Below are 22111 nucleotides of genomic sequence, written 5' to 3' on the forward strand. Positions count from 1 at the left end.
CGCCGGCGCGGCGGGCGGGCCCGTTCGGTGGTGCTCCGGCCGGGCGGGACGGCTACGCCGGGAGGTGCCTCCTGGCGAAGTCCAGTTCCAGGGAGACCTGCTTGATGCGCTCGTCGGCGACCAGGGAGCCGTGGCCGGCGTCGTAGCGGTAGACCTCGTGGGCGGCGCCGCGGGATTCGAGGCGCTTGACGTAGTTGTCGATCTGCCGGATGGGGCAGCGGGGGTCGTTGACGCCCGCGGAGATGTAGACGGGGGCCTTGACCCGGTCGACGTAGGTGAGCGGGGAGGACGCCTCGAAGCGCTCCGGGACCTCCTCCGGGGTGCCGCCCAGCAGGGTGCGGTCCATGGCCTTCAGGGCCTCCATCTCGTCGTGGTAGGCCGTGACGTAGTCCGCGACCGGGACGACCGCGATGCCGACCGCCCACGCCTCCGGCTGCGTGCCGAGGCCGAGGAGGGTGAGGTAGCCGCCCCAGGAGGCGCCGGTGAGGACCAGGCGGGCGGGGTCGGCCAGGCCGGAGGAGACCGCCCAGTCGCGGACGGCCGCCACATCCTCCAGCTCGATCAGACCGACCCGGTGCTTGAGCGCGTCCGTCCACGCGCGGCCGTATCCGGTCGAGCCGCGGTAGTTGACGCGGATCACCGCGTACCCGTGGTCGACCCAGGCGGCCGGGCCCGCGGCGAAGGAGTCGCTGTCGTGCCACGTCGGGCCGCCGTGCAGGTCGAAGACGGTGGGCAGGGGGCCGGTGGCGCCCGCCGGCTTCTGGATCAGGGCGTGGACGCGGCCGCCGGGGCCCTCGACCCACACGTCCTCCACCGGAACCGACGGCGGGCACGCCATCCCCGGCGGGTCCAGGACCACCCCGCCGGAGGTGGACCGCACCGCCGGCGGCTCGGCGGCCGACGACCACAGGTACTCCACGCTGCCGTCCGGGCGGGCCGTCGCCCCGGAGACCGAGCCGGGCGGGGTCGGCACACGGGTCAGCTCACGGCTCGCCAGGTCGTAGCGGAACAGCTCGCTGCGGGCCTCGAAGCTGTGCACGATCAGCAGGCCCGAGCCGTCCGGGTACCACTCCGCGGCCACGTCACCGGGCAGCTCCAGCGCGAGGTCCGTCTCCTCCCCGGACACCACGTCCCACACCAGCGGCTCCCAGCGGCCGCGGCGCTGGTGCCCGACGAGCAGCCGGTTGTCGCCCTCCACCGGCGCGAAGCCCAGCACCTCCAGGCCCAGCTCCTCGGTGCCGCCCTTGGTGTCGTCCAGCTCGGCGACCGGGGTGCCGTCCGGGCGCAGCACGCGCAGCGCCGCGTGCATCGCGTCGCCGTGCTCGGTGTGCTCGATGACGAGCAGCGAGCCGTCGTGGGAGATGTCGCCCACGCCCGCGGACTCGCGGTGCCGGTAGATCTCCACCGGCTCCTCGCCCGCGCGGGCCAGGTGGATCGTCGTGCCGTCCTCGTCCGTGGAGCGGCCCACGACCGCGGTGCGGCCGTCGCGGGCCAGGGCGAGGCCGGCCGGGTAGGAGGGGGCGAGGCCCGGGACGGCCGGTTCGTCCGCGCCGCCGGTGAAGGGCTGGCGGCGCCAGACGCCGAACTCGTCGCCGTCCTTGTCGTCGAACCACCAGATCCAGGCGCCGTCCGGGGAGAGCACGCCGCTCGTCGTGCCGTTCGGCCGGGCCGTGGCCTGGCGCTGCTCGCCCGTCGCGCGGTCCCACGCGTACAGCTCGTACGTGCCCGTCGCGTTCGACACGAACAGCGCGCGGTGCGGTGCGTCCTCCGCCCAGTCGGGCAGCGACACGCGCGGCGCGCGGAAGCGCTTCTCCCAGTCCGGCATACCCGAGGTGTCCGGCGTCCTGCTCTCACTCATCGCCCCAGTCATGCGCCCATACTGCCTGGCCGCGCGGACAATTGTGTGGCGGGTGGGCACAGCCTGTGGATAACTTTCCGCGCATGACCACACAGACGCCGTCCACATCCGCGCCCGAGGGCTGGCGGGAGGACAACCGGGCCATGTGGGACGAGCGGGTGCCCGTCCACGTGGACAGCGACTACTACGACCTGGACGGCTTCCGCGCCCGCCCGGACGTGCTGCGGGACTTCGAGACCGCCGAGGTCGGCGACGTCACCGGCAGGAGCCTGCTGCACCTCCAGTGCCACCTCGGCCTCGACACCCTCTCCTGGGCGCACCGCGGCGCCGCCCGCGTCGTCGGCCTGGACTTCTCCGCGCCCGCCGTCGAGGCGGCCCGCTCGCTCGCGGCCGACCTGGGCTACGGGCCCGAGCGCGCGGCCTTCGTCACCGGTGACGTGTACGACGCGGTCCGGGCCGTGCCCGAGGCGTCGTACGACATCGTGTACACCGGGCTCGGCGCGCTGTGCTGGCTGCCGGACATCCGGCGGTGGGCCGAGACCGCCGCGTCCCTGGTGGCGCCGGGCGGCTTCCTCTACCTCGCCGAGTTCCACCCGATCACCGAGGCCCTGGACGACGCGACCGGCAGCCGGGTCGTGCGCGACTACTTCTCCCGGGACGCACAGGTGTACGACGAACCCGGCACCTACGCCGACCGGGACGCCGTCACCGTGCACAACCGCAGCGTGGAGTGGCAGCACACGCTCGGGGACGTCGTCTCGGCGCTCGCCGCGACCGGACTGCGCCTGGAGTTCCTGCACGAGCACGACGTCTCGCTCTTCCCGCGCTTCGAGAACTTCGAGGTGCGCGACGGCTACCACCGCTTCCCCGCGGACCACCCGCGGCTCCCCCTGATCTACTCGCTGAAGGCCGTCAAGGACTGACCCTGCGGTCCGGACGGCGGGGCGGGCGCCGTACCGTGGAGGGCGTGTACCGGTTTCTGCTGACTCCGCGCTGGTGGGGCATCAACGTCTTCGTGCTGCTCGCCATCCCCTTCTGCATCTTCATGGGGTCCTGGCAGCTGAGCCGGTTCGAGGGGCGGGTGCAGGAGGAGCACGCCGCGAACCGGCAGGCCGCCTCCGACAGCTCCGAGGCGGCACGTCCGCTGGACTCGATGCTGCCGGTGGACAAGGCGACGTCCGGGCGGCGGGTGACCGCGCACGGACGGTACGGGACGCAACTGCTCGTGCCCGGCCGGCAGCTCGACGACAAGGACGGGTTCTACGTCCTGACGCTGCTGCGCACCGGCACCGGCAAGGCGCTGCCGGTGGTGCGCGGATGGCTGCCGGGCAAGGCCGACGCGGCGAAGGCGCCCGCGCCGCCGCGGGGCGAGGTCACGGTCACCGGCGCGCTCCAGGCGTCCGAGACGCCCGGGGACAACGGGGTGAGCGGGCAGGGCGGGCTGCCGGCGGGGCAGACGGCGGCGATCAGCTCGGCCTCGCTGGTCAACCTCGTGCCGTACCACCTCTACGACGCGTGGGTGACGCTGGACAAGGCCGACGCGGGGATGAAGGCGGTGCCGGCGACGGCCCCCGACGGCACCGGGCTGGACCTGAAGGCGTTCCAGAACCTGGGGTACACCGGCGAGTGGTTCGTCTTCGCCGGGTTCACGGTGTTCATGTGGTTCCGGCTGCTGCGGCGCGAGGTCGAGGCCGCGCGGGACGCCGAGCTGGGCCTGGTGCCCGAGGAGGATGCGGCGCCGGTCACGGTGTCCTCCGGCGGCTGAGCCCGCCTTCGCCGCTCGCGGCCGGGCGGGCCCGGACGCTACGACCCGGCCAGCAGCCCCGTGTAGTACACGGTCCCCGCGCACTCCCCCGTCACCACGGTGGACGCCGTCGGGGAACCCGCCTGGGGGGTGTGGGTGAGCAGGACGTTGCCGTTGGGCGGAGTGTCCCCGGAGCCGAGCTGGGTGGTGGCGCCGGAGGGGCCGCCGGTGTCGGTGGAGCCGTCCGTCGCGGTCGGCGTCGGGTCGGGGCTCGCGCCTCCGCCGGCCGGGCCGCCGGTCGAGCCGCCGCTCGTGGGACAGGTCTCGGAAGGCACGAAGGCGAACCTCTCCTCGTAGGCCGAACCCGGCTGGAGGACCAGCCCGCTCACCTCCTGCGAGGGGTCGGGCAGCCCGGTCGCCGCGTCCCCCGCCGCATGCCGCACGACGATGATCTTCGCCGGTTCCGCGGCCCCCTGCGCGCTCGCGCCCACCGTGCCCGCGCCGTCGACCGTACAGGCGCTCGCGGAGACGTTGGTGACGTGGAACGTGCCGTAGACGACCCCCGCGGAGTCCGGCGCGTCCGTGCTGCCCGTGGCGGAGCCCAGCTGGGCCGCCGTGCACACCGGGACGCCCGCGGCCAGGGTGGCCGACGGATCGGCGCCCGCGGCCGAACCCGCGCCCGCGCCGCCGGCCTTGCCCTTCTCCCCGGGCTTGCCCGGCTCCTTGCCGGGCTGGGCCGGCCGGCCGTCGGCGCCCTTGCCGCCGCTCGTCTCGCCGCCCTTGTCCCGGCCGTGCCCGGTGCCGGACTTGGCCTGCGAGGACTGGCCGGCCATCGCGGTGTCGGGGTCGCTGCCGCCGGAGCCGGAGACGTGGACGAGGGCCGGGATGGCCGTACCGAAGAACAGGGCGGCCGCGGCCATGCCGACGGCGGCCTGCCGCTTGCGGGCCCGCCGCGCGGGCACCGCCCGGCGCAGGTGCTCAAGGGAGCCGGTGCTCGGCTCGATGCCGTCGACCGCGGAGTGCAGCAGCATCCGCAGCGCCGCCTCGTCCGACCCGGGCCCGCCGAGCGCCGGAGCCGGTTCCCCGGCCTGCGGGCCGCCGTCCGGTCCGCCGGAGCCCTCGCCCTCACCGAAGGAGTCCCGCGGCCCCTGGACGTCGTCCGCGGCCGGAGCGAGCCCCTCGGTGTTCCTGTCGTCGGGGCCGTGGTTCACAGTTTCGTTCCCAGCGTGCGATGACGTGTGGTGGTGGCGTCGCGGTGCAGTCCGTCGTTCATACGGGTTGCTCCATGGCCACCCGCAGCGCGGCGATCCCGCGCGAACCGTACGCCTTCACCGAGCCCAGGGAGATGCCGAGCGTCTCGGCGACCTGGGCCTCGGTCATGTCCGCGAAGTAGCGCAGGACCAGCACCTCCCGCTGGCGGCGCTGCAGCCCCTTCATCGCCTTGATGAGGTCGCGGCGCTCCAGCTGGTCGTACGCGCCCTCCTCCGCGCTCGCCATGTCCGGCATCGGCTTGGAGAGGAGCTTCAGGCCGAGGATGCGCCGGCGCAGCGTGGAGCGGGAGAGGTTGACCACCGTCTGCCGGAGGTAGGCGAGGGTCTTCTGCGGGTCGCGGACGCGTTTGCGCGCCGAGTGGACGCGGATGAACGCCTCCTGGACGACGTCCTCGCAGGAGGCGGTGTCGTCGAGGAGGAGCGCGGCGAGACCGAGCAGCGAGCGGTAGTGCGCCCGGTAGGTCTCGGTGAGATGGTCGACGGTGGTGCCGGCGACGGCCTCGGCGGCCGTGCCCGCGGTGGTGTCCTCAGCGCCGTCTCGCTGACCGGGTATGCGGGCCGGCCCCGCGGCGGGCATGGGCGCGATCACCGGCATGCCGCCGGGCGTACGGGGCCGCAGTGCCGCACGCGGCGGCCGAAGGGCCGCCGTGCCGCGGGCCGCGGTGAGTTCGAGTACCTCTGCCACGCCAGTTGGACACGTCTGCCCCCGTCAGGGTTGTACGTGCCGGGCGTCACATGTGCGACAGCCGGCGGTGCCTCAAGTGCCGTCATGCGTCCCGCTCTTCCCCTATGTCCGATATGGACGGGCATCCCCGCACCCGGTCCGTTCGCGGCGTCCCCACGCCCCCCACCCCTCGCCCCGAAGAGTGACCGCAAAGACGCTCCCCGCCCTGCGCGCGGTTGCGGAGGGCGGGGAGGCACATCTTCTGTCGCCGAGAGGGACGGCTCAAGCGGTTTCGACCATGGAGCCGGCCACGTTTCTCACACAGATCCTACAAAGCGGCACCACGGGTCACCCGGCGGACTCCCGGGCGACGAGCTCCGCGATCTGTACGAGGTTCAGTGCGGCACCTTTGCGCAAATTGTCGCCGCAGACGAAGAGTTCGAGCGCGGTCGGGTCGTCCAGCGCCCGCCGCAGCCGGCCCACCCAGGCGGGATCGGTGCCCACCACGTCGGCGGGGGTGGGGAACTCGCCGGCCGCCGGGTCGTCGCACAGCACCACGCCGGGCGCGGTGGCGAGGATCTCGCGGGCCCCAGCGACACCGGTCTCGCCCTGGAAGCGGGCGTGGACGGTGAGCGAGTGGGTGGTGACCACCGGCACCCGGACGCAGGTCACCGAGACCGGCAGCCCGGGCAGGGAGAGGATCCGGCGGGTCTCGTCGCGCACCCGCAGTTCCTCCGAGGACCAGCCGTCCTCGGCCGCCGTACCGGCCCACGGCACCACGTTCAGCGCGACCGGCTCGGGGAACGGGCCGGTCTGCTCGCCCACGGCCCGCCGTACGTCACCGGGCGCGGTGCCCAGCTCGGTGCCGGCGACCAGGGACAACTGGGCCCGCAGCGTCTCCACACCGGCCCGCCCGGCCCCGCTCACCGCCTGGTACGACGACACCACCAGCTCGCGCAGCCCGTACTCGGCGTGCAGCGCGGCCAGCGCGACGATCATGGTGAGGGTGGTGGCGCCGGGGTTGGCGACGATGCCGTGCGGGCGGTTGCGCACCCGGTGGGCGTTGACCTCGGGCACCACCAGGGGCACGTCCGGGTCGGCGCGGAAGGCCCCGGAGTTGTCGACGACCACCGCGCCGCGCGCGACGGCGAGGGGCGCCCATTCGGCCGCGACCGGCTCCGGCACGTCGAACAGGGCGATGTCCACCCCGGCGAAGGAGTCCTCGGTCAGGGCCGCCACCTCGACCTCCTCCCCGCGCACGGTCAGCTTGCGGCCGGCCGAGCGGGGGGAGGCGAACAGACGGATCTCGCCCCAGACGTCCGCGCGCTGGGACAGGATCTGGAGCATGACCCGGCCGACGGCTCCGGTCGCTCCCACGACCGCGAGCGTCGGCTTGGCGGTCATCGGCCGGTGCCTCCGTAGACGACGGCCTCGTCGGTGTCGGAGTCCAGCCCGAAGGCGGTGTGCACGGCGCGCACGGCCTCCGGCACGTCGTCCTTGCGGGTGACCACGGAGATGCGGATCTCGGAGGTGGAGATCAGCTCGATGTTCACGCCCGCGTCGGACAGCGCCTCGAAGAAGGCGGCGGTGACGCCCGGGTTGGTCTTCATGCCCGCGCCGACCAGCGAGATCTTGCCGATCTGGTCGTCGTAGCGCAGCGAGTCGAAGCCGATGCCGCCGCGGCTCTTCTCCAGGGCGTCGATGGCCTTGCGGCCCTCGCTCTTCGGCAGCGTGAAGGAGATGTCCGTCAGGCCGGTGGCGGCGGCGGACACGTTCTGCACGACCATGTCGATGTTGATCTGGGCGTCGGCGATGGCCCGGAAGATCGAGGCGGCCTCACCCGGCTTGTCCGGCACGCCGACGACCGTGATCTTGGCCTCGGAGGTGTCGTGCGCGACACCGGAGATGATGGCCTGCTCCACCTTCTTGTCCCCAATCGGCTCACTGCTGACCCACGTGCCCTGCAACCCGCTGAAGCTGGAGCGTACGTGGATCGGGATGTTGTAGCGGCGGGCGTACTCCACACAGCGGTGGAGGAGCACCTTGGAGCCGGAGGCCGCGAGCTCCAGCATGTCCTCGAAGGAGATCCAGTCGATCTTCCTGGCCTTCTTCACCACGCGCGGGTCGGCGGTGAACACGCCGTCGACGTCGGTGTAGATCTCACAGACCTCGGCGTCGAGGGCGGCGGCGAGGGCCACTGCCGTGGTGTCCGAACCACCGCGGCCGAGGGTGGTGATGTCCTTCTTGTCGGCGCTGACGCCCTGGAAACCGGCGACGATCGCGATGTTGCCCTCGTCCAGCGCGGTCCGGATGCGGCCGGGCGTGACGTCGATGATCCGGGCCTTGTTGTGGACCGAGTCGGTGATGACGCCGGCCTGGCTGCCGGTGAAGGACTGGGCCTCGTGACCCAGGTTTTTGATCGCCATGGCCAGCAGCGCCATGGAGATACGCTCTCCGGCGGTCAGCAGCATGTCGAATTCACGCCCGGCAGGCATCGGAGAAACCTGCGCGGCGAGATCGATCAGCTCGTCCGTCGTGTCGCCCATCGCGGAAACGACGACGACAACCTGGTTGCCGTTCTTCTTCGCTTCCACGATCCGCTTGGCGACGCGCTTGATGCCTTCGGCATCGGCTACGGAGGAGCCTCCGTACTTCTGCACGACAAGGCCCACGTGCGCTCCTCGCTCGGTTCGTTTGTGTCGGCTCAGTTTAACGAGCGTCCGAAATCCACCACCCTGCTCCCGCATGGTGAGACATCCGCCGATGGGACCCCGGGCGCCCGCTTCCGCAGGGCCTCCTGCCCGCCCCGCGCCGGGCCACGCGAAACGTGCCCCGGGTCACAGCCCGGGGCCGCGGCCCGGCCGGCTCACATCCCGGGCCGGATGCCCAGCGGGCCGCCGATCTCCTCGGCCATGACGCGGCCCGCCTCGAACTCCAGGGTCTCGTCGCCCATCGGGGTCTGGTCGGTGTCCAGTCCGTCCAGCTCCTCCAGGGGCTGGTTGAGCCGGACGTGGATGAGCACCGACTGGAGGGCGCGCAGCACCGCGGAGGCCGTCGAACCCCAGTTGGAGAAGTAGGAGAACTGCCACCACCACAGCGCCTCGGTGGTGCGGCCCGCGCGGTAGTGGGCCATGCCGTGGCGCAGGTCCGTGATGACGTCGGCGAGGTCGTCCGAGATCCGGGCCGGCACCGGGGCCTTGCGGGGCTCGTAGGGGTCGAAGACCTCGGAGTAGACGTCGACGGGCTCCAGCAGCCGGGCGAAGTTCTCGCGCAGGGCGTCCACGTCGGCCTCCGGCCCCGGGTCGGGCTCGTAGCGCTCGTCGGGGACGATGTCCTCGTGGGCGCCCAGCCGGCCGCCGGCCAGCAGCAGCTGGGAGACCTCCAGCAGGAGGAACGGGACGGCCGAGCCGGGCTCGTCGCCCTTGGCCACCTCCGTGACGGCGACCAGGAAGCTCTCGACCTGGTCCGCGATCTGGACCGCGAAGTCGTCGGGGTCCTTGGCGTGCAGCGTGGCGTCAGACATCTAGGAGTCTTCTCCCCTCGAAGGCGCGGCCGAGGGTGACCTCGTCCGCGTATTCCAGGTCGCCACCCACCGGGAGGCCGCTGGCCAGGCGGGTGACCTTCAGGCCCATGGGCTTGATCATGCGGGCGAGGTACGTGGCCGTCGCCTCGCCTTCGAGATTCGGATCGGTGGCCAGGATCAACTCCGTGACCGACCCGTCGGCCAACCGCGCGAGAAGTTCCCGTATACGCAGGTCGTCGGGTCCCACGCCCTCGATCGGGCTGATGGCGCCGCCCAGCACGTGGTAGCGGCCGCGGAACTCGCGGGTGCGCTCGATCGCGACGACGTCCTTGGGCTCCTCCACGACGCAGATCACGGCGGGGTCGCGGCGCGGGTCACGGCAGATGTTGCACAGCTCCTCCTGCGCGACGTTGCCGCACGTCGCGCAGAAGCGGACCTTCGCCTTGACCTCCAGGAGCGCCTGCGCGAGCCGCTTCACGTCCGTCGGCTCGGCCTGAAGCACGTGGAAGGCGATCCGCTGCGCGCTCTTGGGACCGACGCCGGGCAGCCGCCCCAGCTCGTCGATGAGGTCCTGGACCACGCCTTCGTACAACGGACTGCCCTTCCTGGAGACCTTTCGGTACGTACGCTAGTGGGGACGGCCTCAGAACGGCAGACCGGGGATGCCCGTGCCGCCGCCCAGGCCCTGCGCCAGCGGGCCGAGCTTCTGCTGCTGGAGCGCCTGCGCGTTCTCGTTGGCCGCCTGCACGGCCGCCACGATCAGGTCGGCGAGGGTCTCGGTGTCCTCCGGGTCCACCGCCTTCGGATCGATCTTCAGTCCGCGCAGCTCGCCGGCGCCGGTCACGGTGGCCCGCACCAGGCCGCCGCCCGCCTGCCCGTCGACCTCCGTCTCCGCCAGTTCCTGCTGCGCCCGCTGCAGGTCCTGCTGCATCTTCTGCGCCTGCTGGAGCAACTGCTGCATGTTGGGCTGGCCACCACCGGGGATCACGATCAGCTCCTCTACGTCTTTCTTCTTGGCACGAGCCTACGTGGTCCAGGCGGCCCTCGCGCCGCCACTCTTTCGAGTGAGAGAGACGACGGACCTCTACCTGATCAAGACGCTCTTCCGGGCGGAAAAGCCGGGAAAGTCCCGACCGGGCCACCCGTTGGGCGGTAGGAAGGGTGACGCACGTCGCCAGGGAATGTCACGCCACGTGACCGGTCGTGATCAGTAGGGAGTGCCGGGTGGGTCAGCCGGAGATGCAGCCCGAGGGGCCGCCTCAGGACGGGCGGGGCGAGGGCGCGCCCGGTCCCCGGCCGGGCGATCTGACCGGCCGGGCCCTGCCGCCCGGCGACTGGGGCGAACCCGGCGAGCGGCTGGACGAGTTGTACCGCTGGGTGGAGCACGGCGCGCTGCGCACGGCGGACTGGTATCTGCGGGACCGGCTGTGGAAGCGGCGGGGGGCGCGGGTGCTGCGGGCCGGGGCGGCGGCGGGCGCGGTGACCGGGGTGGCCCTGCCGCTGCTGGACCTGACCGGGATCGCGGCCGGCGCGGCCCGCTGGGGATGCCTGGCGTTGCTGCTGGCGGCCGCCTGCGCCGGTGTCGACCGGTACTTCGGGGTGACGTCCGGCTGGATGCGGGACGTGGCGACGGCACAGGCGGTGCAGCGGCGCTTGCAGGCGCTCCAGTTCGACTGGGCGGCGGAGGGCATGCGGGAGGTGCTGGGTCCCGCGGAGGGCACGGCGAGCGAGGCGGCGGACCGGTGCGTGGTGCTGCTGCGGCGGTTCTCGGAGGACGTGACGGAACTGGTGCGGGTGGAGACGGCCGACTGGATGGGGTCGTTCCGCGCGGGTGCGGCGCCGATGGGGCTCCAGGGGGCGGTGGGGTGCGTGCCCCGGCAGGAGGCGGGCGGCCAGGGCGGCCGGTTCCCGCTGCCGCCGGTGGGCGGGGCGCGCCCGAACATGCCGCGGCAGCGGCCCCCGGAGCCCCGCTGAGCCGGGGGCGTGGAAGGTGCCTCGACGCCGGGGCACCCGGCACTCGCACCAGACCATGCCGGGCAAGGGCGCGAATCGGACACGTTCGCGGAAGTTCTCCGGACGTTCAACCGCCTTGGGGGACAAGGCGGTTGGGCGCCGTCACTGCTTCGCGTACGTCAGGCTTTCGCCGCCGCCCTGCTGCACCCGCCGCAGCCGCCCGTCGGGCAGCAGGCTGACCTCGGTCGCGTCGCCCGGGGTGCAGGAGGAGGCGGGTTCGCCACTGGTCACGGTGGACGGCCCGATCTCCAACGGCCCCTGGGCGAGCGGCTCCTGGCTCAGCGGGGCGGCGAAGACGCAGTGGTACTCCGGTCCGTCCGCGACCAGGGTCAGCACGCTGTCGCCCACCCCGCCCTGGCGGATGGTGAGCCGGCGGGTGCTGGTGCCGGCGGCGTTGTCGATGGTCGCGGTCCAGGTGCCGAGGTAGGCGTCCGGGACCGCGCCGCCCGAGGGGGAGGCCGAGCCGGGACCCGGGCCGCGCTCGCCCGAGCCGGTGGGCGACGCGGAGCCGGTCACGGGGGCGGGCGCGGCCGTACCGCCGTCCTTGCCGTCGGTCCCGCTGTTCAGCAGCGCGTACACCGAACCGCCGGCCCCGAGCGCGACGACCAGCGCGATCACGACGAGCAGCGCGGTCGACCGCCCGCTGCGCCGCTCGGGCTCCCCGGGCTCCGTCCCGTACGGCTGGTACGGCGGGCCCGGATACCCGGGCCCGCCGGCGGGCGCGGGGACGTCCGGCGCGAAGTACGGGGAGTGCGTGCCCTGCTGGGGGTGCTGCTGGGGGTGGCCGTACGTCCCGGGGGCGGCCGGCCACCCCGGCGGGGCCGGCCGCCCCGGCACCACGGTCGGCAGCCGCTCGGCGCCCCCGCCCTCCGTGGCCGGCTCTCCCCCGTCCAGGACGGCGGCGTGCTCCGGCGACGCGTCCGGTCCGCCCGCGCCACCGGGCGCGGAGTCCGGCCCGGTGGCGGCGGTCCCCGTCCTGGCCGTCGCCGGCTCCTCGACCTCCAGCAGCTCCACCGCGTGCCGCCCCAGCTGGGCCACCAGGGACCCCGGCAGCCAGGGGTCGCGGGAGCGGCCGCCGTGCACCGTGTCCTGTGCGCCGGTGCGGTCCAGCAGGTCGTCCAGGGAGGGCCGGGCCGCCGGGTCCTTGCGCAGACAGCCGCGGACCAGGTCGGCGATCCCTTCCGGCACGCCCGCGAGGTCGGGCTCCTCCCGGGCGATGCGGAACATCAGCGCGTGGATGCCGCCGCCGGCGTTCCCGAACGGCATCCGCCCGGTCGCCGCGTAGGCCAGCACCGAGCCCAGCGAGAACACGTCGCAGGCCGGGGTGACCCGGTCCCCGCGCACCTGCTCGGGCGCCATGAACCCGGGCGAGCCGACCAGCGAGCCGGTGACGGTGAGGTGCTCGCCGCCCGCGCCGGTCGTCTCCAGCGCGCGGGCGATGCCGAAGTCGATCACGCGCGGCCCGTCGATGGTGACCAGCACGTTCGACGGCTTCAGGTCCCGGTGCACGATCCCGGCCGCGTGGATGTCCTTGAGCGCGTGGGCCAGCCCGGCCGCGAGGATCCGCACCGACCGCTCGGGCAGCGCGCCGTGCTCGTGCCCGACGACGTGCCGCAGGCTGGGCCCGGCCACGTACCCGGTGGCCACCCACGGCACCGCCGCCTCGGTGTCCGCGTCCAGGACCGGCGCCGTCCAGTACCCGCCGACCCGCCGCGCGGCCGCCACCTCCCGCCGGAAGCGGGCCCGGAACTCCTCGCGCGCGGCCAGCTCCTCGCGGACCAGCTTCACGGCGACCGTGCGGCCCCGCTCCGACCGGGCGAGGTAGACCTGTCCCATGCCTCCCGAACCGAGCCTGGCCAGCAGCCGGTACCCCCCGATCTCCAGCGGATCCCCAGGCCCGAGTTCCTCCATGACCGCCCGCCCTTCCCACCCCGTCGGCTGTGCAACGGGCCCGAGAATAATCGCGTCCCCGGGCGCGTCGGACGCCTCGCTCTCCACGGTTCCGTAACAGGTCGCGGCGCCCGATGTCGACAACCTGTCGTGGATTGCGCCCGCCCACGGAACAGGACGCCGATACCGCTTCCGCATCGCGGACATTTACGCTCGCCCGCATGACCCCTCAGCCCAATTCCGGAGCCGGCGCCGCAGTGAAGGCCGCGGACCGCGCGCACGTCTTCCACTCCTGGTCCGCGCAGGACCTCATCGACCCGCTCGCCGTCGCCGGCGCCGAGGGGTCGTACTTCTGGGACTACGACGGCACGCGGTACCTGGACTTCACCAGCGGGCTCGTCTACACCAACATCGGCTACCAGCACCCCAAGGTCGTCGCGGCCATCCAGGAGCAGGCCGCCAGGATGACGACGTTCGCGCCCGCGTTCGCCATCGAGGCGCGCTCGGAGGCGGCCCGGCTGATCGCCGAGCGCACCCCCGGCGACCTGGACAAGATCTTCTTCACCAACGCCGGCGCCGACGCCGTGGAGCACGCGGTGCGCATGGCCCGGCTGCACACCGGCCGCCCCAAGGTGCTCTCGGCCTACCGCTCGTACCACGGCGGCACCCAGCAGGCCGTGAACCTCACCGGCGACCCGCGCCGCTGGCCCTCCGACAGCGGCACCGGCGGTGTCGTGCGCTTCTGGGCGCCCTTCCTGTACCGCTCGCGCTTCTACGCCGAGACGCAGGAGCAGGAGGCCGCGCGGGCGCTGGAGCACCTGGAGACGACGATCGCCTTCGAGGGCCCCGGCACGATCGCCGCGATCATCCTGGAGACCATCCCGGGCACGGCCGGGATCATGGTGCCGCCGCCCGGTTACCTCGCCGGGGTGCGCGAGCTGTGCGACAAGTACGGCATCGTCTTCATCCTGGACGAGGTCATGGCCGGATTCGGCCGTACCGGCGAGTGGTTCGCGGCCGATCTGTTCGACGTCACCCCGGACCTGATGACCTTCGCCAAGGGCGTGAACTCCGGCTACGTCCCGCTGGGCGGCGTCGCCATCTCCCAGGAGATCGCCGAGACCTTCGGCAAGCGCCCCTACCCGGGCGGGCTGACCTACTCCGGGCACCCGCTGGCCTGCGCCGCCGCCGTCGCCACGATCAACGTGATGGCCGAGGAGGGCGTGGTGGAGAACGCCAAGCGGCTCGGCGAGACGGTGCTGGCCCCCGGCCTCGCCGACCTGGCGGCCCGCCACCCGAGCGTGGGCGAGGTCCGCGGCACCGGCATGTTCTGGGCGCTGGAGCTGGTCAAGGACCGGGAGACCCGCGAACCGCTGGTGCCGTACAACGCGGCCGGCGAGGCGAACGCGCCGATGGCCGCGTTCGCCGCCGCCGCCAAGAAGCACGGTCTGTGGCCCTTCGTGAACATGAACCGCACCCATGTGGTGCCGCCGTGCAACATCGGCGAGGCCGAGCTGAAGGAGGGCCTGGCCGCCCTCGACGCCGCGCTGGCCGTCGCCGACGAGTACACGGTGTGACGGTCCGCAGCTGCCGCGGGCCCCGGCCGAACGCGTAAGGTGACGTGCTCGTAAGACCCGTAAGAGTTGGTCAAACGTGCGAGCACGTCACCCGTACGCGTGAGGAGAGACCGGCCATGCCCGGCAATGGCACCGCCGTCACCCGCAGCACCCTGCGGCAGCAGATCGCGGACGCGCTCCGTGACGAGGTGCTGGCGGGGCGGCTGCGACCGGGCCGGGCGTTCACCGTGAAGGAGATCGCCGAGCAGTACGGCGTCTCCGCCACCCCCGTCCGCGAGGCGCTGGTGGACCTGTCCGCGCAGGGCATCCTGGAGGCCGACCAGCACCGCGGCTTCCGCGTGCCCGAGTACTCCCTCGCGGACTACCGGTACATGATCGAGGCCCGCAACCTGGTCACGGACGGCATGTTCCAGGCCCTCGCGGCCGGTCACCCCGCCTTCGCCGCCCCGGCCGAGGACGCGCGCACCGCCGCGACGCTGGCCACGGTGCGCCGCCGCGGCGAGGAAGCACAGCGTGCCGCCACCGCGGGCGACCTCACCGTGCTGATCGGCTACGACCTGCGCTTCTGGCGCGAGCTGGGCGCCTTGTTCGGCAATCCCTACCTCGGCGACTTCCTGCACCGGCTGCGGGTCCAGGCCTGGGTCTGCGCGGTCCAGCACCTGCGCCGTCTGCCCACGCTGCGCGGCCGGCTGTGGGCCGGGCACACGGAGCTGGTCGAGGCGCTGGCCCGGCGGGACACGGAGACGGCGCGGACGACGGTGGCGGCGGCGAACGCGCACTCGCTGGCGTTGCTGGAGGATCTGTCCGACAGCTGAGGGACGTGGGGGTATGGGAGGCGTGGCGCACCGATTACGCTTCCCAGACCACCTGCTGCCGTGCGTGGCCGCGCGGCCGCCGATGCGAGGAGCTCTCTTTGGCCTGTGACCTGTGGCTGGTACCGCTCGTGGACGTGTTGTGCCACACCCCGGACAACCCGTTCGCCGAGGAACTCGCGCACTACAACGACGCGTTGGCCGCGGCCGGGCTGCCCCCGGTGCCGGTGTACCAGTACATGCCGGGGCTGTCCGGCGAGGTCGCCCCGGTCGCCGGCTTCGACTACGACGCCCTGCACTTCCTGCGCCGCGCCTATCTGCTCCAGGCCTGCGGCCTGCCGGTCACCCCGGTGGACGAACTCGGGGGCGACTACGAGCAGTTGCTGGAGATGTTCGAGTCCACGGCCCAGCAGTCGCATCTGGTGTGGCACTACGACCACGCGGGCGCGTACGTCCCGGTGGACTTCCCGCACCCCCTGTCCAACGACGAACTCCTCGCGGGCGGCGGGCCGTTGGGCTCCTCCCAGGCGCTGCTGCGCGAGCTGCAGTACATCGCCCCGGGCATCGGCATCGACCCGGCCAACCCGCCGGCGCCCCCGGCCCCGCCGACGGCTCCCACGGAGCTGGAGGAGCCGGCCGCCCCGACGCCCTACGACCCCAGCCCCTTCGCCCGCGAGCGCCACGTCTGGCTGGGCCTGCACGCGGCCACGACCCGGTCGCTGGCCCAGGGTTCGATGATCGTCTTCAGCTGAGTTCCACCGCTGGAGGGGCCCGGCGCCCACTTCCCGGCCGTGCCGGGCCGGGAAGTGGACGCGCGGAGGCCGGCGCACATCAGAAGACCGGCGTGCCGTCCTGGGTCAGCTTCCAGTTGGTGACCGCGAAGTCGGCCGGGTCGAGGGACTTGGTGGCGGTGACGTAGTCGATCATCAGCTGCCGGATCTCGTTGGTGGAGCTGTAGGCGATCTCCGCCGAGGCGATGTGCGGGTAGCCGGAACCGCCGTTGGCCCGGTAGTTGTTGACGGCCACGACGAAGACCTGGTCGGCGGCGACGGGGGCGCCGTTGTAGGAAAGGTTCCTGATGCGGGAGCCCTCCGGCTGGGCGATGTCGATCTCGTAGTCGACGCCGGCCGCCGTGTCGTACATGTAGTCCCAGAAGCTGTTGGCGTTCGTCAGCGTGGCGGTGTCGACCTTCGTGCCCGCCGGCACCTGGTGGTAGTACTTCGCCGCGTACTCCAGGTAGTCCTTCAGCTGGGCGCCCGTGAGCTTCTTGCCGTACAGGGTGTTGTCGTAGATGTAGAGGCCGGCGATGTCCCTGATGGTGACGTTGCCCTGCGGGATGTCGGCCGTGCGGCTGAAGGGCGCGGCCACCGAGATCAGCGGGAGGGCGGCGTCGGCGGCCGACAGGCCCGTCTTGACCGTCTCCATCTGGACCTTGTGGATGAAGTCCATGATCGGGACGTCCTTCCAGCAGGAGTCCGCCGCCGAGAGGTCCGCCGTGCAGGTGCCGACGGGCGTGTTGACGTACTTCACGACCAGCTCGTGATCGGCCTCCAGGAGCTTCTTGATCTCCGGGTCCTCGTCCACCCCCTTGGGGTCGAGGGTCTGCGCCTTCTTGCCCGTCACCTTCCACTGGCCGTGGTGGAGTTCCAGCTCGAAGTCGAAGACGCTGAGGCGGTAGCCCCAGCAGTACGGCTCGGACAGCAGCACGTCCTCACCGGTCTGCTCGTTCTTCACGGTGTACGACGGCACCTCGACGTGGGTGTGGCCCACGAGGATCGCGTCGATGCCCGGGACCTGCTCGGCGACCAGGTTGGAGGCGTTCTCGATGTAGGGAAGCGCGTCGCCCCACGAGGAGGAGCCGTCCAGGCCGGAGTGGTCGGTCAGGAAGACGACGTCACAGCCGAGGGCGCGCAGCCGGGGCACGTACTTCTTCGCCTGCTCGACGAGGCCCGGGAAGACCAGCTTGCCGCCGACGTTGTCCTTGTCCCAGATCGCGATGCCGGGGTTGGTCAGGCCGAGGATGCCGACCTTGATGTCCGGGGCGCCGGGGACCTTGATGCGCTTGACGGTGTACGGCTCGAAGGCCGGGCGCAGCGACGTGGCGTGCAGGGCGTTGGCGCCGAGCAGCGGGAAGTCGCACTGGTCCTCGAACTTGCGCAGGGTGTCGATGCCGTAGTTGAACTCGTGGTTGCCGAGCGCGGCGGCGTCGTAGCGCATGTGGTTCATGGCGGTGGCCATCGGGTGCCTGGGGCCGCGCTTGCCGTCGGTGCCGGTGATCGGGTCGACGCGGGCGAAGTAGTAGGCCAGGGAGGTGCCCTGGATGATGTCGCCGGCGTCGACGAGCAGCACCCGGTGCTCGCCCTTGGCCTCGCGCTGCTGCTTGATGAGGGTGGCGACGCGGGCCACGCCCACCGAGTTGCCGGCCTTGTCGGTGTAGGGGGCGTCGGCGTAGTAGTCCCAGTCGAAGACGTGGCCGTGCAGGTCGGTGGTGCCCAGGATGGAGAACGACCAGGTGCGCGGAGCCTTTTCGGGGTGATGACCGCGGTCGGCCGCCTCGGCGGTGCCGCCGGAGACCGCGCCCGCCGCCGCGACGGCGGCGCCGGTCACGGCCGACTTCTTCACGAACTCCCGGCGGTTCATGCGACTGTGGGTCATTCAAGGCTCCTGAGACTGGAGTTGGTGCGAGCAGAGGGGCGTTCCAAGGCGGAGGCTACCCGCGTAGATCGTGCTCGCGCCCCTCATCGCCGCAAACCAGGAAATGACCATGTCCAGGTCAAGGATGAGTCATCCGGGCCGGAACGCGGAAGCGCCCGCCGGGTCCGCGCGGAGGCGGACCCGGCGGGCGCTGCCGCACGGTGAACCGGAGCCTTCTTCCGGCTTACAGGAAGGAGTTGACCTCGATCGTCTCGTCCCGGCCCGGACCCACGCCGATCGCGGAGATCGGGGCGCCGGACATCTCCTCCAGCGCCTTGACGTAGTTCTGGGCGTTCTTCGGGAGGTCGGAGAAGGACTTGGCCTTCGTGATGTCCTCGCTCCAGCCCGGCAGGTTCTCGTAGACGGGCTTCGCGTGGTGGAAGTCGGTCTGGGAGTACGGCAGTTCCTCGACCCGCTTGCCGTCGATCTCGTACGCGACGCAGACCGGGATCTGCTCCCAGCCGGTGAGCACGTCCAGCTTGGTGAGGAAGAAGTCGGTCAGGCCGTTCACCCGGGTCGCGTACCGCGCGATCACCGCGTCGAACCAGCCGCAGCGGCGGTCACGGCCGGTGGTCACACCGCGCTCGCCGCCGATCCGGCGCAGCGCCTCGCCGTCCTCGTCGAACAGCTCGGTCGGGAACGGACCGGCGCCGACGCGGGTGGTGTACGCCTTGAGGATGCCGATGACCCGGCTGATCTTCGTCGGACCCACGCCGGCACCGGTGCAGGCGCCGCCGGCGGTCGGGTTGGAGGAGGTGACGAAGGGGTACGTGCCGTGGTCGATGTCGAGCAGGGTGCCCTGGCCGCCCTCGAACAGCACGACCTTGTCGTCCTCCAGGGCCTGGTTGAGGATCAGGACCGTGTCGGCGACGTACGGCTTGATCTGCTCGGCGTAGCCCAGCAGCTCCTCGACCACCTGGTCGGCGGCGATGGCGCGGCGGTTGTAGAGCTTGGTGAGGATCTGGTTCTTGACGTCGAGGGCCGCCTCCACCTTCTGCTGGAGGATCGACTCGTCGTACAGGTCCTGGACCCGGATGCCCACGCGGTTGATCTTGTCGGCGTAGGTCGGGCCGATGCCGCGCCCGGTGGTGCCGATCTTCCGCTTGCCGAGGAAGCGTTCCGTCACCTTGTCGACCGTCACGTTGTACGGCGTGATGACGTGGGCGTTGCCGCTGATGAGGAGCTTGGAGGTGTCGACGCCCCGCTCGTTCAGACCGCTCAGCTCGGAGAGCAGGACCGACGGGTCGACGACGACACCGTTGCCGATGACCGGCGTACATCCGGGAGAGAGGATGCCGGAAGGGAGGAGGTGGAGTGCGTACTTCTGGTCGCCGACGACGACCGTGTGGCCGGCGTTGTTGCCGCCCTGGTATCGCACCACATAGTCCACCGATCCACCGAGCAGGTCGGTGGCCTTCCCCTTGCCCTCGTCACCCCACTGAGCACCGAGCAGCACAAGTGCGGGCACGCGCGTACACCCCTTCCGGGCGGGGCATGTCCAAGGTCAGGGGCGTGGGCGTAAGGTTCACCGCCGCGTGCCACCGCGACCGTCGTTGGCCGCACAACCGTCGGACCGGATGCCCCGGAATAGACGAAGCCCCTGGCGCAATAGCGCAAGGGGCTCTTGCACAAAGATGCTACCCGAGGAAGCGAGGCAGGACCGAGGTGGCGACTTTCGCGACGTCCGAACAGCTGCTGGTGATCATCGATCCGGCGGCCCGACAAGCGGACGGGGAGTCCGTACGGATCGCGAAAGACGTGCTCAGCGCGGGTGCGGCGGCCAAGGTCTGTCTCCCGGAGGACCCGGCGGAATTCGCCCGGGCACTGGGCCGTCGGGGTGCCAGGCGCCCCGTGGTGGTGGGCGACGACCGCGCCCTGGTGCGCGCGGTGACCCTGCTGCACCGGGAACGGGAACTGGCCGGATGCGCGCTGTCGATGGTCCCGGTGGGGGAACGGCTGGCGCTGGCGGAGTCGCTGGGCGTGCCGACGGGGGCGGTGGCGGCGGCGCGGGCGGTCCTGGACGGCGAGGAGCGCCGCCTCGACCTGCTGGCCGACGACGCGGACGGGCTGGTGCTGACCGGGCTGACCGTGCCCCCGGCACCGGTGCGGGCGGCGGTGCCCGAGCCGGTGGCGGCGGCCGGGCGCCCCTGGTACCGCTCCCTGGTCCGCACCCTGAGCCCGCGCCCGCCCCGCCTGGCCGCGATACCCGCGCCCGGACCGGCCCGGCTGCGGGTGGAGGTGGACGGGGAGACGGTGGTGGAACTGGACCAGCCGGTGGAGTCGGTCTCGCTCAGGCCGGCCGGCGGTCTGGCCGAGGTGGAGGTCCGGCGGGCGGCCGGGGGTCCCCTGCGGGCGTCCGGGCACGCGGTCAGGGTCAGCGGGCCCGACTTCCACTACCGGGCGGACGCGGTGGTGCGGGGACCGGTGCGGGGGCGGGCCTGGCGGGCGGTCGAGGGGGCGTGGACGCTGGTGCTGCCGGCTGGCGCGCGGGGGCGCTGAGCACGCGCCCCGGAGATCACCGGTACTTCTCGTCCCGGTAGGCGCGCCAGCGTTCCATCATCTCCGCCACGTCCTTCTCGATGAACTCGAAGAAGGCCAGCGTCTCGGCCAGGCGGCGGCCCGCGGGGGTGTCCGCGCCGAGGCTGACGACGCCCTCGCGCAGGGCGTCCTCCCAGCGCTTGATGATGGCGTCGCGGTTGGTGAGGGCCTCGTACCACTGGTCGCTGTGCACGCGGTAGCGCTCCCGGCGCGAACCGGGTTCGCGTTCGCGGGAGACCATGTGCACCTGGGCGAGGTAGCGCACCGCGCCGGAGACGGCCGCCGGGCTGATCCGAAGCTGTTCGCCCAGCTCGGCGGAGGTCAGGGTGCCGGTGTCGGAGGCGAGCAGGGCGGCGAAGACGCGCGAGGGCATCCGGGCCATGCCCGCCTCGACCAGCTGGGCCGCGAAGTGTTCCACGAACGCCGAGACCGCCTCGGGGTCCCGCCCCGCCGGCTGTGTCCCCTCCGCTTCCGTCATGGGGTCAACCGTACCCAACATTAGGGACATTCGGTAACTTCACAAATTTCTGAAAGAAGCGTACGTTCGGGGTCATGACGAAGGCAATCACGGTCGCCGGACTCCACAAGTCCTTCGGCCGTACCCATGCGCTGGACGGTCTCGACCTCGACGTCGAGACCGGTGAGGTGCACGGCTTCCTCGGCCCCAACGGCGCCGGCAAGTCGACCGCCATCCGGGTGCTGCTCGGGCTGCTGCGCGCCGACGCGGGCGCCGCGCGGGTGCTGGGCCGCGACCCGTGGCGGGACGCGGTGGAGGTGCACCGCAGGATCGCCTACGTGCCCGGCGACGTGACGCTGTGGCGCAACCTCTCCGGCGGCGAGGTCATCGACCTGTTCGGCCGGCTGCGCCAAGGGGGCCGCGGGGAGCGGGCCGGGCGGCGGGCGGGCGGGCTCGACCCGCGGCGGCGGGCCGAGCTGATCGAGCGCTTCGAGCTGGACCCGACGAAGAAGGGCCGCACCTACTCCAAGGGCAACCGGCAGAAGGTCGCCCTGGTCGCCGCCTTCGCCTCGGACGTGGACCTGCTGATCCTGGACGAGCCGACCTCGGGCCTGGACCCGCTGATGGAGGAGGTCTTCCGGAGCTGCGTGCGCGAGGAGCGGGCGCGCGGCCGTACGGTCCTGCTCTCCTCCCACATCCTCGGCGAGGTGGAGCAGCTGTGCGACCGGGTCAGCATCATCCGCAAGGGGCGGACGGTGGAGAGCGGTTCGCTGGCCGAGCTGCGGCATCTGACCCGGACCAGCGTGAGCGCCGAACTCGCGGGCTCACCCGGCGCGTTGGCGGACCTTCCGGGGGTGCACCACCTCGACGTGCAGGGCCATCGGGTGCGGCTCCAGGTCGACAACGACCGGCTCGACGGCGTGCTGCGGGTGCTCGGCGAGTCCGGCGTGCGCACGCTGACCTCGACCCCGCCGACGCTGGAGGAACTCTTCCTGCGGCACTACACGGACGACGCGGACGACGCGGACGACGCCGACGGCACCGGTGCGGACGAGGTGACGGTGTGAACA

At 72.4% G+C, this 22111-nt stretch carries 20 protein-coding genes; 8 read left to right on the forward strand and 12 right to left on the reverse strand.

Annotation, left to right across the window (positions count from 1 at the left end; all coding sequences use genetic code 11):
• Window positions 1-52 precede the first annotated feature (52 nt).
• Complete coding sequence (locus BLW85_RS18795; protein WP_074992656.1) at window positions 53-1858, reverse strand: S9 family peptidase; 1806 nt, start codon at window positions 1856-1858, stop codon at window positions 53-55.
• 83 nt (window positions 1859-1941) lie between these two features.
• Here BLW85_RS18795 and BLW85_RS18800 point away from each other — a divergent pair, with 83 nt between their 5' ends.
• Both BLW85_RS18800 and BLW85_RS18805 read left to right on the forward strand, forming a co-directional pair.
• A complete protein-coding gene (locus BLW85_RS18800; protein ID WP_239697565.1) occupies window positions 1942-2781 on the forward strand; it encodes a class I SAM-dependent methyltransferase in 840 nt (279 codons plus the stop codon).
• A gap of 44 nt (window positions 2782-2825) precedes the next feature.
• Window positions 2826-3623 (forward strand): SURF1 family protein, encoded by a 798-nt coding sequence (locus BLW85_RS18805; RefSeq protein WP_177329882.1) that lies wholly within the window; start codon window positions 2826-2828, stop codon window positions 3621-3623.
• A 38-nt stretch (window positions 3624-3661) separates the two neighbouring features.
• Here BLW85_RS18805 and BLW85_RS18810 read toward each other — a convergent pair whose 3' ends face one another.
• From BLW85_RS18810 to BLW85_RS18845, 7 genes are all read right to left on the reverse strand, one after another.
• The gene (locus BLW85_RS18810) at window positions 3662-4813 is read right to left on the reverse strand and encodes a hypothetical protein (protein ID WP_208624861.1); all 1152 of its coding nucleotides are present in this window, start codon (window positions 4811-4813) and stop codon (window positions 3662-3664) included.
• 58 nt (window positions 4814-4871) lie between these two features.
• Entirely contained in the window at window positions 4872-5558 is a 687-nt protein-coding gene (locus BLW85_RS18815; protein ID WP_074992657.1) for a SigE family RNA polymerase sigma factor, read from the reverse strand.
• Window positions 5559-5885: 327 nt separating this feature from the next.
• Entirely contained in the window at window positions 5886-6941 is a 1056-nt protein-coding gene (locus tag BLW85_RS18820; protein WP_070024142.1) for an aspartate-semialdehyde dehydrogenase, read from the reverse strand.
• On the reverse strand, window positions 6938-8209 hold the full coding sequence (locus tag BLW85_RS18825; RefSeq protein WP_070024143.1) for an aspartate kinase: 1272 nt from the start codon (window positions 8207-8209) through the stop codon (window positions 6938-6940). Before BLW85_RS18825 ends, BLW85_RS18820 begins: the two co-directional genes overlap by 4 nt.
• Before the next feature lie 194 nt (window positions 8210-8403).
• Complete coding sequence (locus BLW85_RS18835; protein WP_070024148.1) at window positions 8404-9060, reverse strand: DUF5063 domain-containing protein; 657 nt, start codon at window positions 9058-9060, stop codon at window positions 8404-8406.
• A complete protein-coding gene (recR, locus tag BLW85_RS18840; protein ID WP_074992658.1) occupies window positions 9053-9652 on the reverse strand; it encodes a recombination mediator RecR in 600 nt (199 codons plus the stop codon). Before recR ends, BLW85_RS18835 begins: the two co-directional genes overlap by 8 nt.
• 51 nt (window positions 9653-9703) lie before the next feature.
• Window positions 9704-10048 carry a YbaB/EbfC family nucleoid-associated protein gene (locus BLW85_RS18845; RefSeq protein WP_070024151.1) on the reverse strand — a complete coding sequence of 115 codons (345 nt, stop codon included), beginning with the start codon at window positions 10046-10048 and terminating at the stop codon, window positions 9704-9706.
• A gap of 236 nt (window positions 10049-10284) precedes the next feature.
• On the opposite strand from BLW85_RS18845, the gene BLW85_RS18850 reads away from it, so the two are divergent.
• Window positions 10285-11034, forward strand: a complete 750-nt coding sequence (locus tag BLW85_RS18850; protein ID WP_070024152.1) for an SLATT domain-containing protein — start codon at window positions 10285-10287, stop codon at window positions 11032-11034.
• Window positions 11035-11175: 141 nt separating this feature from the next.
• Here BLW85_RS18850 and BLW85_RS18855 read toward each other — a convergent pair whose 3' ends face one another.
• Window positions 11176-12984: a serine/threonine-protein kinase gene (locus BLW85_RS18855; protein ID WP_074992659.1), complete on the reverse strand. Its 1809-nt coding sequence runs from the start codon at window positions 12982-12984 to the stop codon at window positions 11176-11178.
• A gap of 200 nt (window positions 12985-13184) precedes the next feature.
• Here BLW85_RS18855 and BLW85_RS18860 point away from each other — a divergent pair, with 200 nt between their 5' ends.
• The 3 genes from BLW85_RS18860 to BLW85_RS18870 all read left to right on the forward strand — a co-directional run bounded on the left by BLW85_RS18860 (window position 13185) and on the right by BLW85_RS18870 (window position 16104).
• Window positions 13185-14540, forward strand: a complete 1356-nt coding sequence (locus BLW85_RS18860; protein ID WP_070024155.1) for an aspartate aminotransferase family protein — start codon at window positions 13185-13187, stop codon at window positions 14538-14540.
• A 116-nt stretch (window positions 14541-14656) separates the two neighbouring features.
• Window positions 14657-15355 (forward strand): GntR family transcriptional regulator, encoded by a 699-nt coding sequence (locus BLW85_RS18865; RefSeq protein ID WP_074992660.1) that lies wholly within the window; start codon window positions 14657-14659, stop codon window positions 15353-15355.
• A 98-nt stretch (window positions 15356-15453) separates the two neighbouring features.
• A complete protein-coding gene (locus BLW85_RS18870; RefSeq protein WP_070024159.1) occupies window positions 15454-16104 on the forward strand; it encodes a hypothetical protein in 651 nt (216 codons plus the stop codon).
• A gap of 79 nt (window positions 16105-16183) precedes the next feature.
• Here BLW85_RS18870 and BLW85_RS18875 read toward each other — a convergent pair whose 3' ends face one another.
• The gene (locus BLW85_RS18875) at window positions 16184-18007 is read right to left on the reverse strand and encodes a bifunctional metallophosphatase/5'-nucleotidase (RefSeq protein ID WP_074992661.1); all 1824 of its coding nucleotides are present in this window, start codon (window positions 18005-18007) and stop codon (window positions 16184-16186) included.
• Window positions 18008-18230: 223 nt separating this feature from the next.
• Window positions 18231-19514 (reverse strand): adenylosuccinate synthase, encoded by a 1284-nt coding sequence (locus tag BLW85_RS18880; protein WP_070024163.1) that lies wholly within the window; start codon window positions 19512-19514, stop codon window positions 18231-18233.
• A 197-nt stretch (window positions 19515-19711) separates the two neighbouring features.
• On the opposite strand from BLW85_RS18880, the gene BLW85_RS18885 reads away from it, so the two are divergent.
• Complete coding sequence (locus BLW85_RS18885; protein WP_070024164.1) at window positions 19712-20545, forward strand: diacylglycerol kinase family protein; 834 nt, start codon at window positions 19712-19714, stop codon at window positions 20543-20545.
• A 16-nt stretch (window positions 20546-20561) separates the two neighbouring features.
• Here BLW85_RS18885 and BLW85_RS18890 read toward each other — a convergent pair whose 3' ends face one another.
• Entirely contained in the window at window positions 20562-21062 is a 501-nt protein-coding gene (locus tag BLW85_RS18890) for a GbsR/MarR family transcriptional regulator (RefSeq protein ID WP_074992662.1), read from the reverse strand.
• A 74-nt stretch (window positions 21063-21136) separates the two neighbouring features.
• On the opposite strand from BLW85_RS18890, the gene BLW85_RS18895 reads away from it, so the two are divergent.
• Window positions 21137-22108, forward strand: a complete 972-nt coding sequence (locus BLW85_RS18895; RefSeq protein WP_074992663.1) for an ABC transporter ATP-binding protein — start codon at window positions 21137-21139, stop codon at window positions 22106-22108.
• Window positions 22109-22111 lie beyond the last annotated feature (3 nt).

This window comes from Streptomyces misionensis, from assembly GCF_900104815.1.
Classification (GTDB): Bacteria; Actinomycetota; Actinomycetes; order Streptomycetales; family Streptomycetaceae; genus Streptomyces; species Streptomyces misionensis.

What these genes read in the sequence shown, in the direction of transcription:
- BLW85_RS18835 (WP_070024148.1), bottom strand. Translation starts at nt 9,060, where the DNA reads ATGTCTGACGCCACGCTGCACGCCAAGGACCCCGACGACTTCGCGGTC.
- BLW85_RS18855 (WP_074992659.1), bottom strand. Translation starts at nt 12,984, where the DNA reads ATGGAGGAACTCGGGCCTGGGGATCCGCTGGAGATCGGGGGGTACCGG.
- BLW85_RS18800 (WP_239697565.1), top strand. Translation starts at nt 1,942, where the DNA reads ATGACCACACAGACGCCGTCCACATCCGCGCCCGAGGGCTGGCGGGAG.
- BLW85_RS18895 (WP_074992663.1), top strand. Translation starts at nt 21,137, where the DNA reads ATGACGAAGGCAATCACGGTCGCCGGACTCCACAAGTCCTTCGGCCGT.
- BLW85_RS18820 (WP_070024142.1), bottom strand. Translation starts at nt 6,941, where the DNA reads ATGACCGCCAAGCCGACGCTCGCGGTCGTGGGAGCGACCGGAGCCGTC.
- BLW85_RS18860 (WP_070024155.1), top strand. Translation starts at nt 13,185, where the DNA reads ATGACCCCTCAGCCCAATTCCGGAGCCGGCGCCGCAGTGAAGGCCGCG.
- BLW85_RS18865 (WP_074992660.1), top strand. Translation starts at nt 14,657, where the DNA reads ATGCCCGGCAATGGCACCGCCGTCACCCGCAGCACCCTGCGGCAGCAG.
- BLW85_RS18795 (WP_074992656.1), bottom strand. Translation starts at nt 1,858, where the DNA reads ATGAGTGAGAGCAGGACGCCGGACACCTCGGGTATGCCGGACTGGGAG.
- BLW85_RS18890 (WP_074992662.1), bottom strand. Translation starts at nt 21,062, where the DNA reads ATGACGGAAGCGGAGGGGACACAGCCGGCGGGGCGGGACCCCGAGGCG.
- BLW85_RS18875 (WP_074992661.1), bottom strand. Translation starts at nt 18,007, where the DNA reads ATGACCCACAGTCGCATGAACCGCCGGGAGTTCGTGAAGAAGTCGGCC.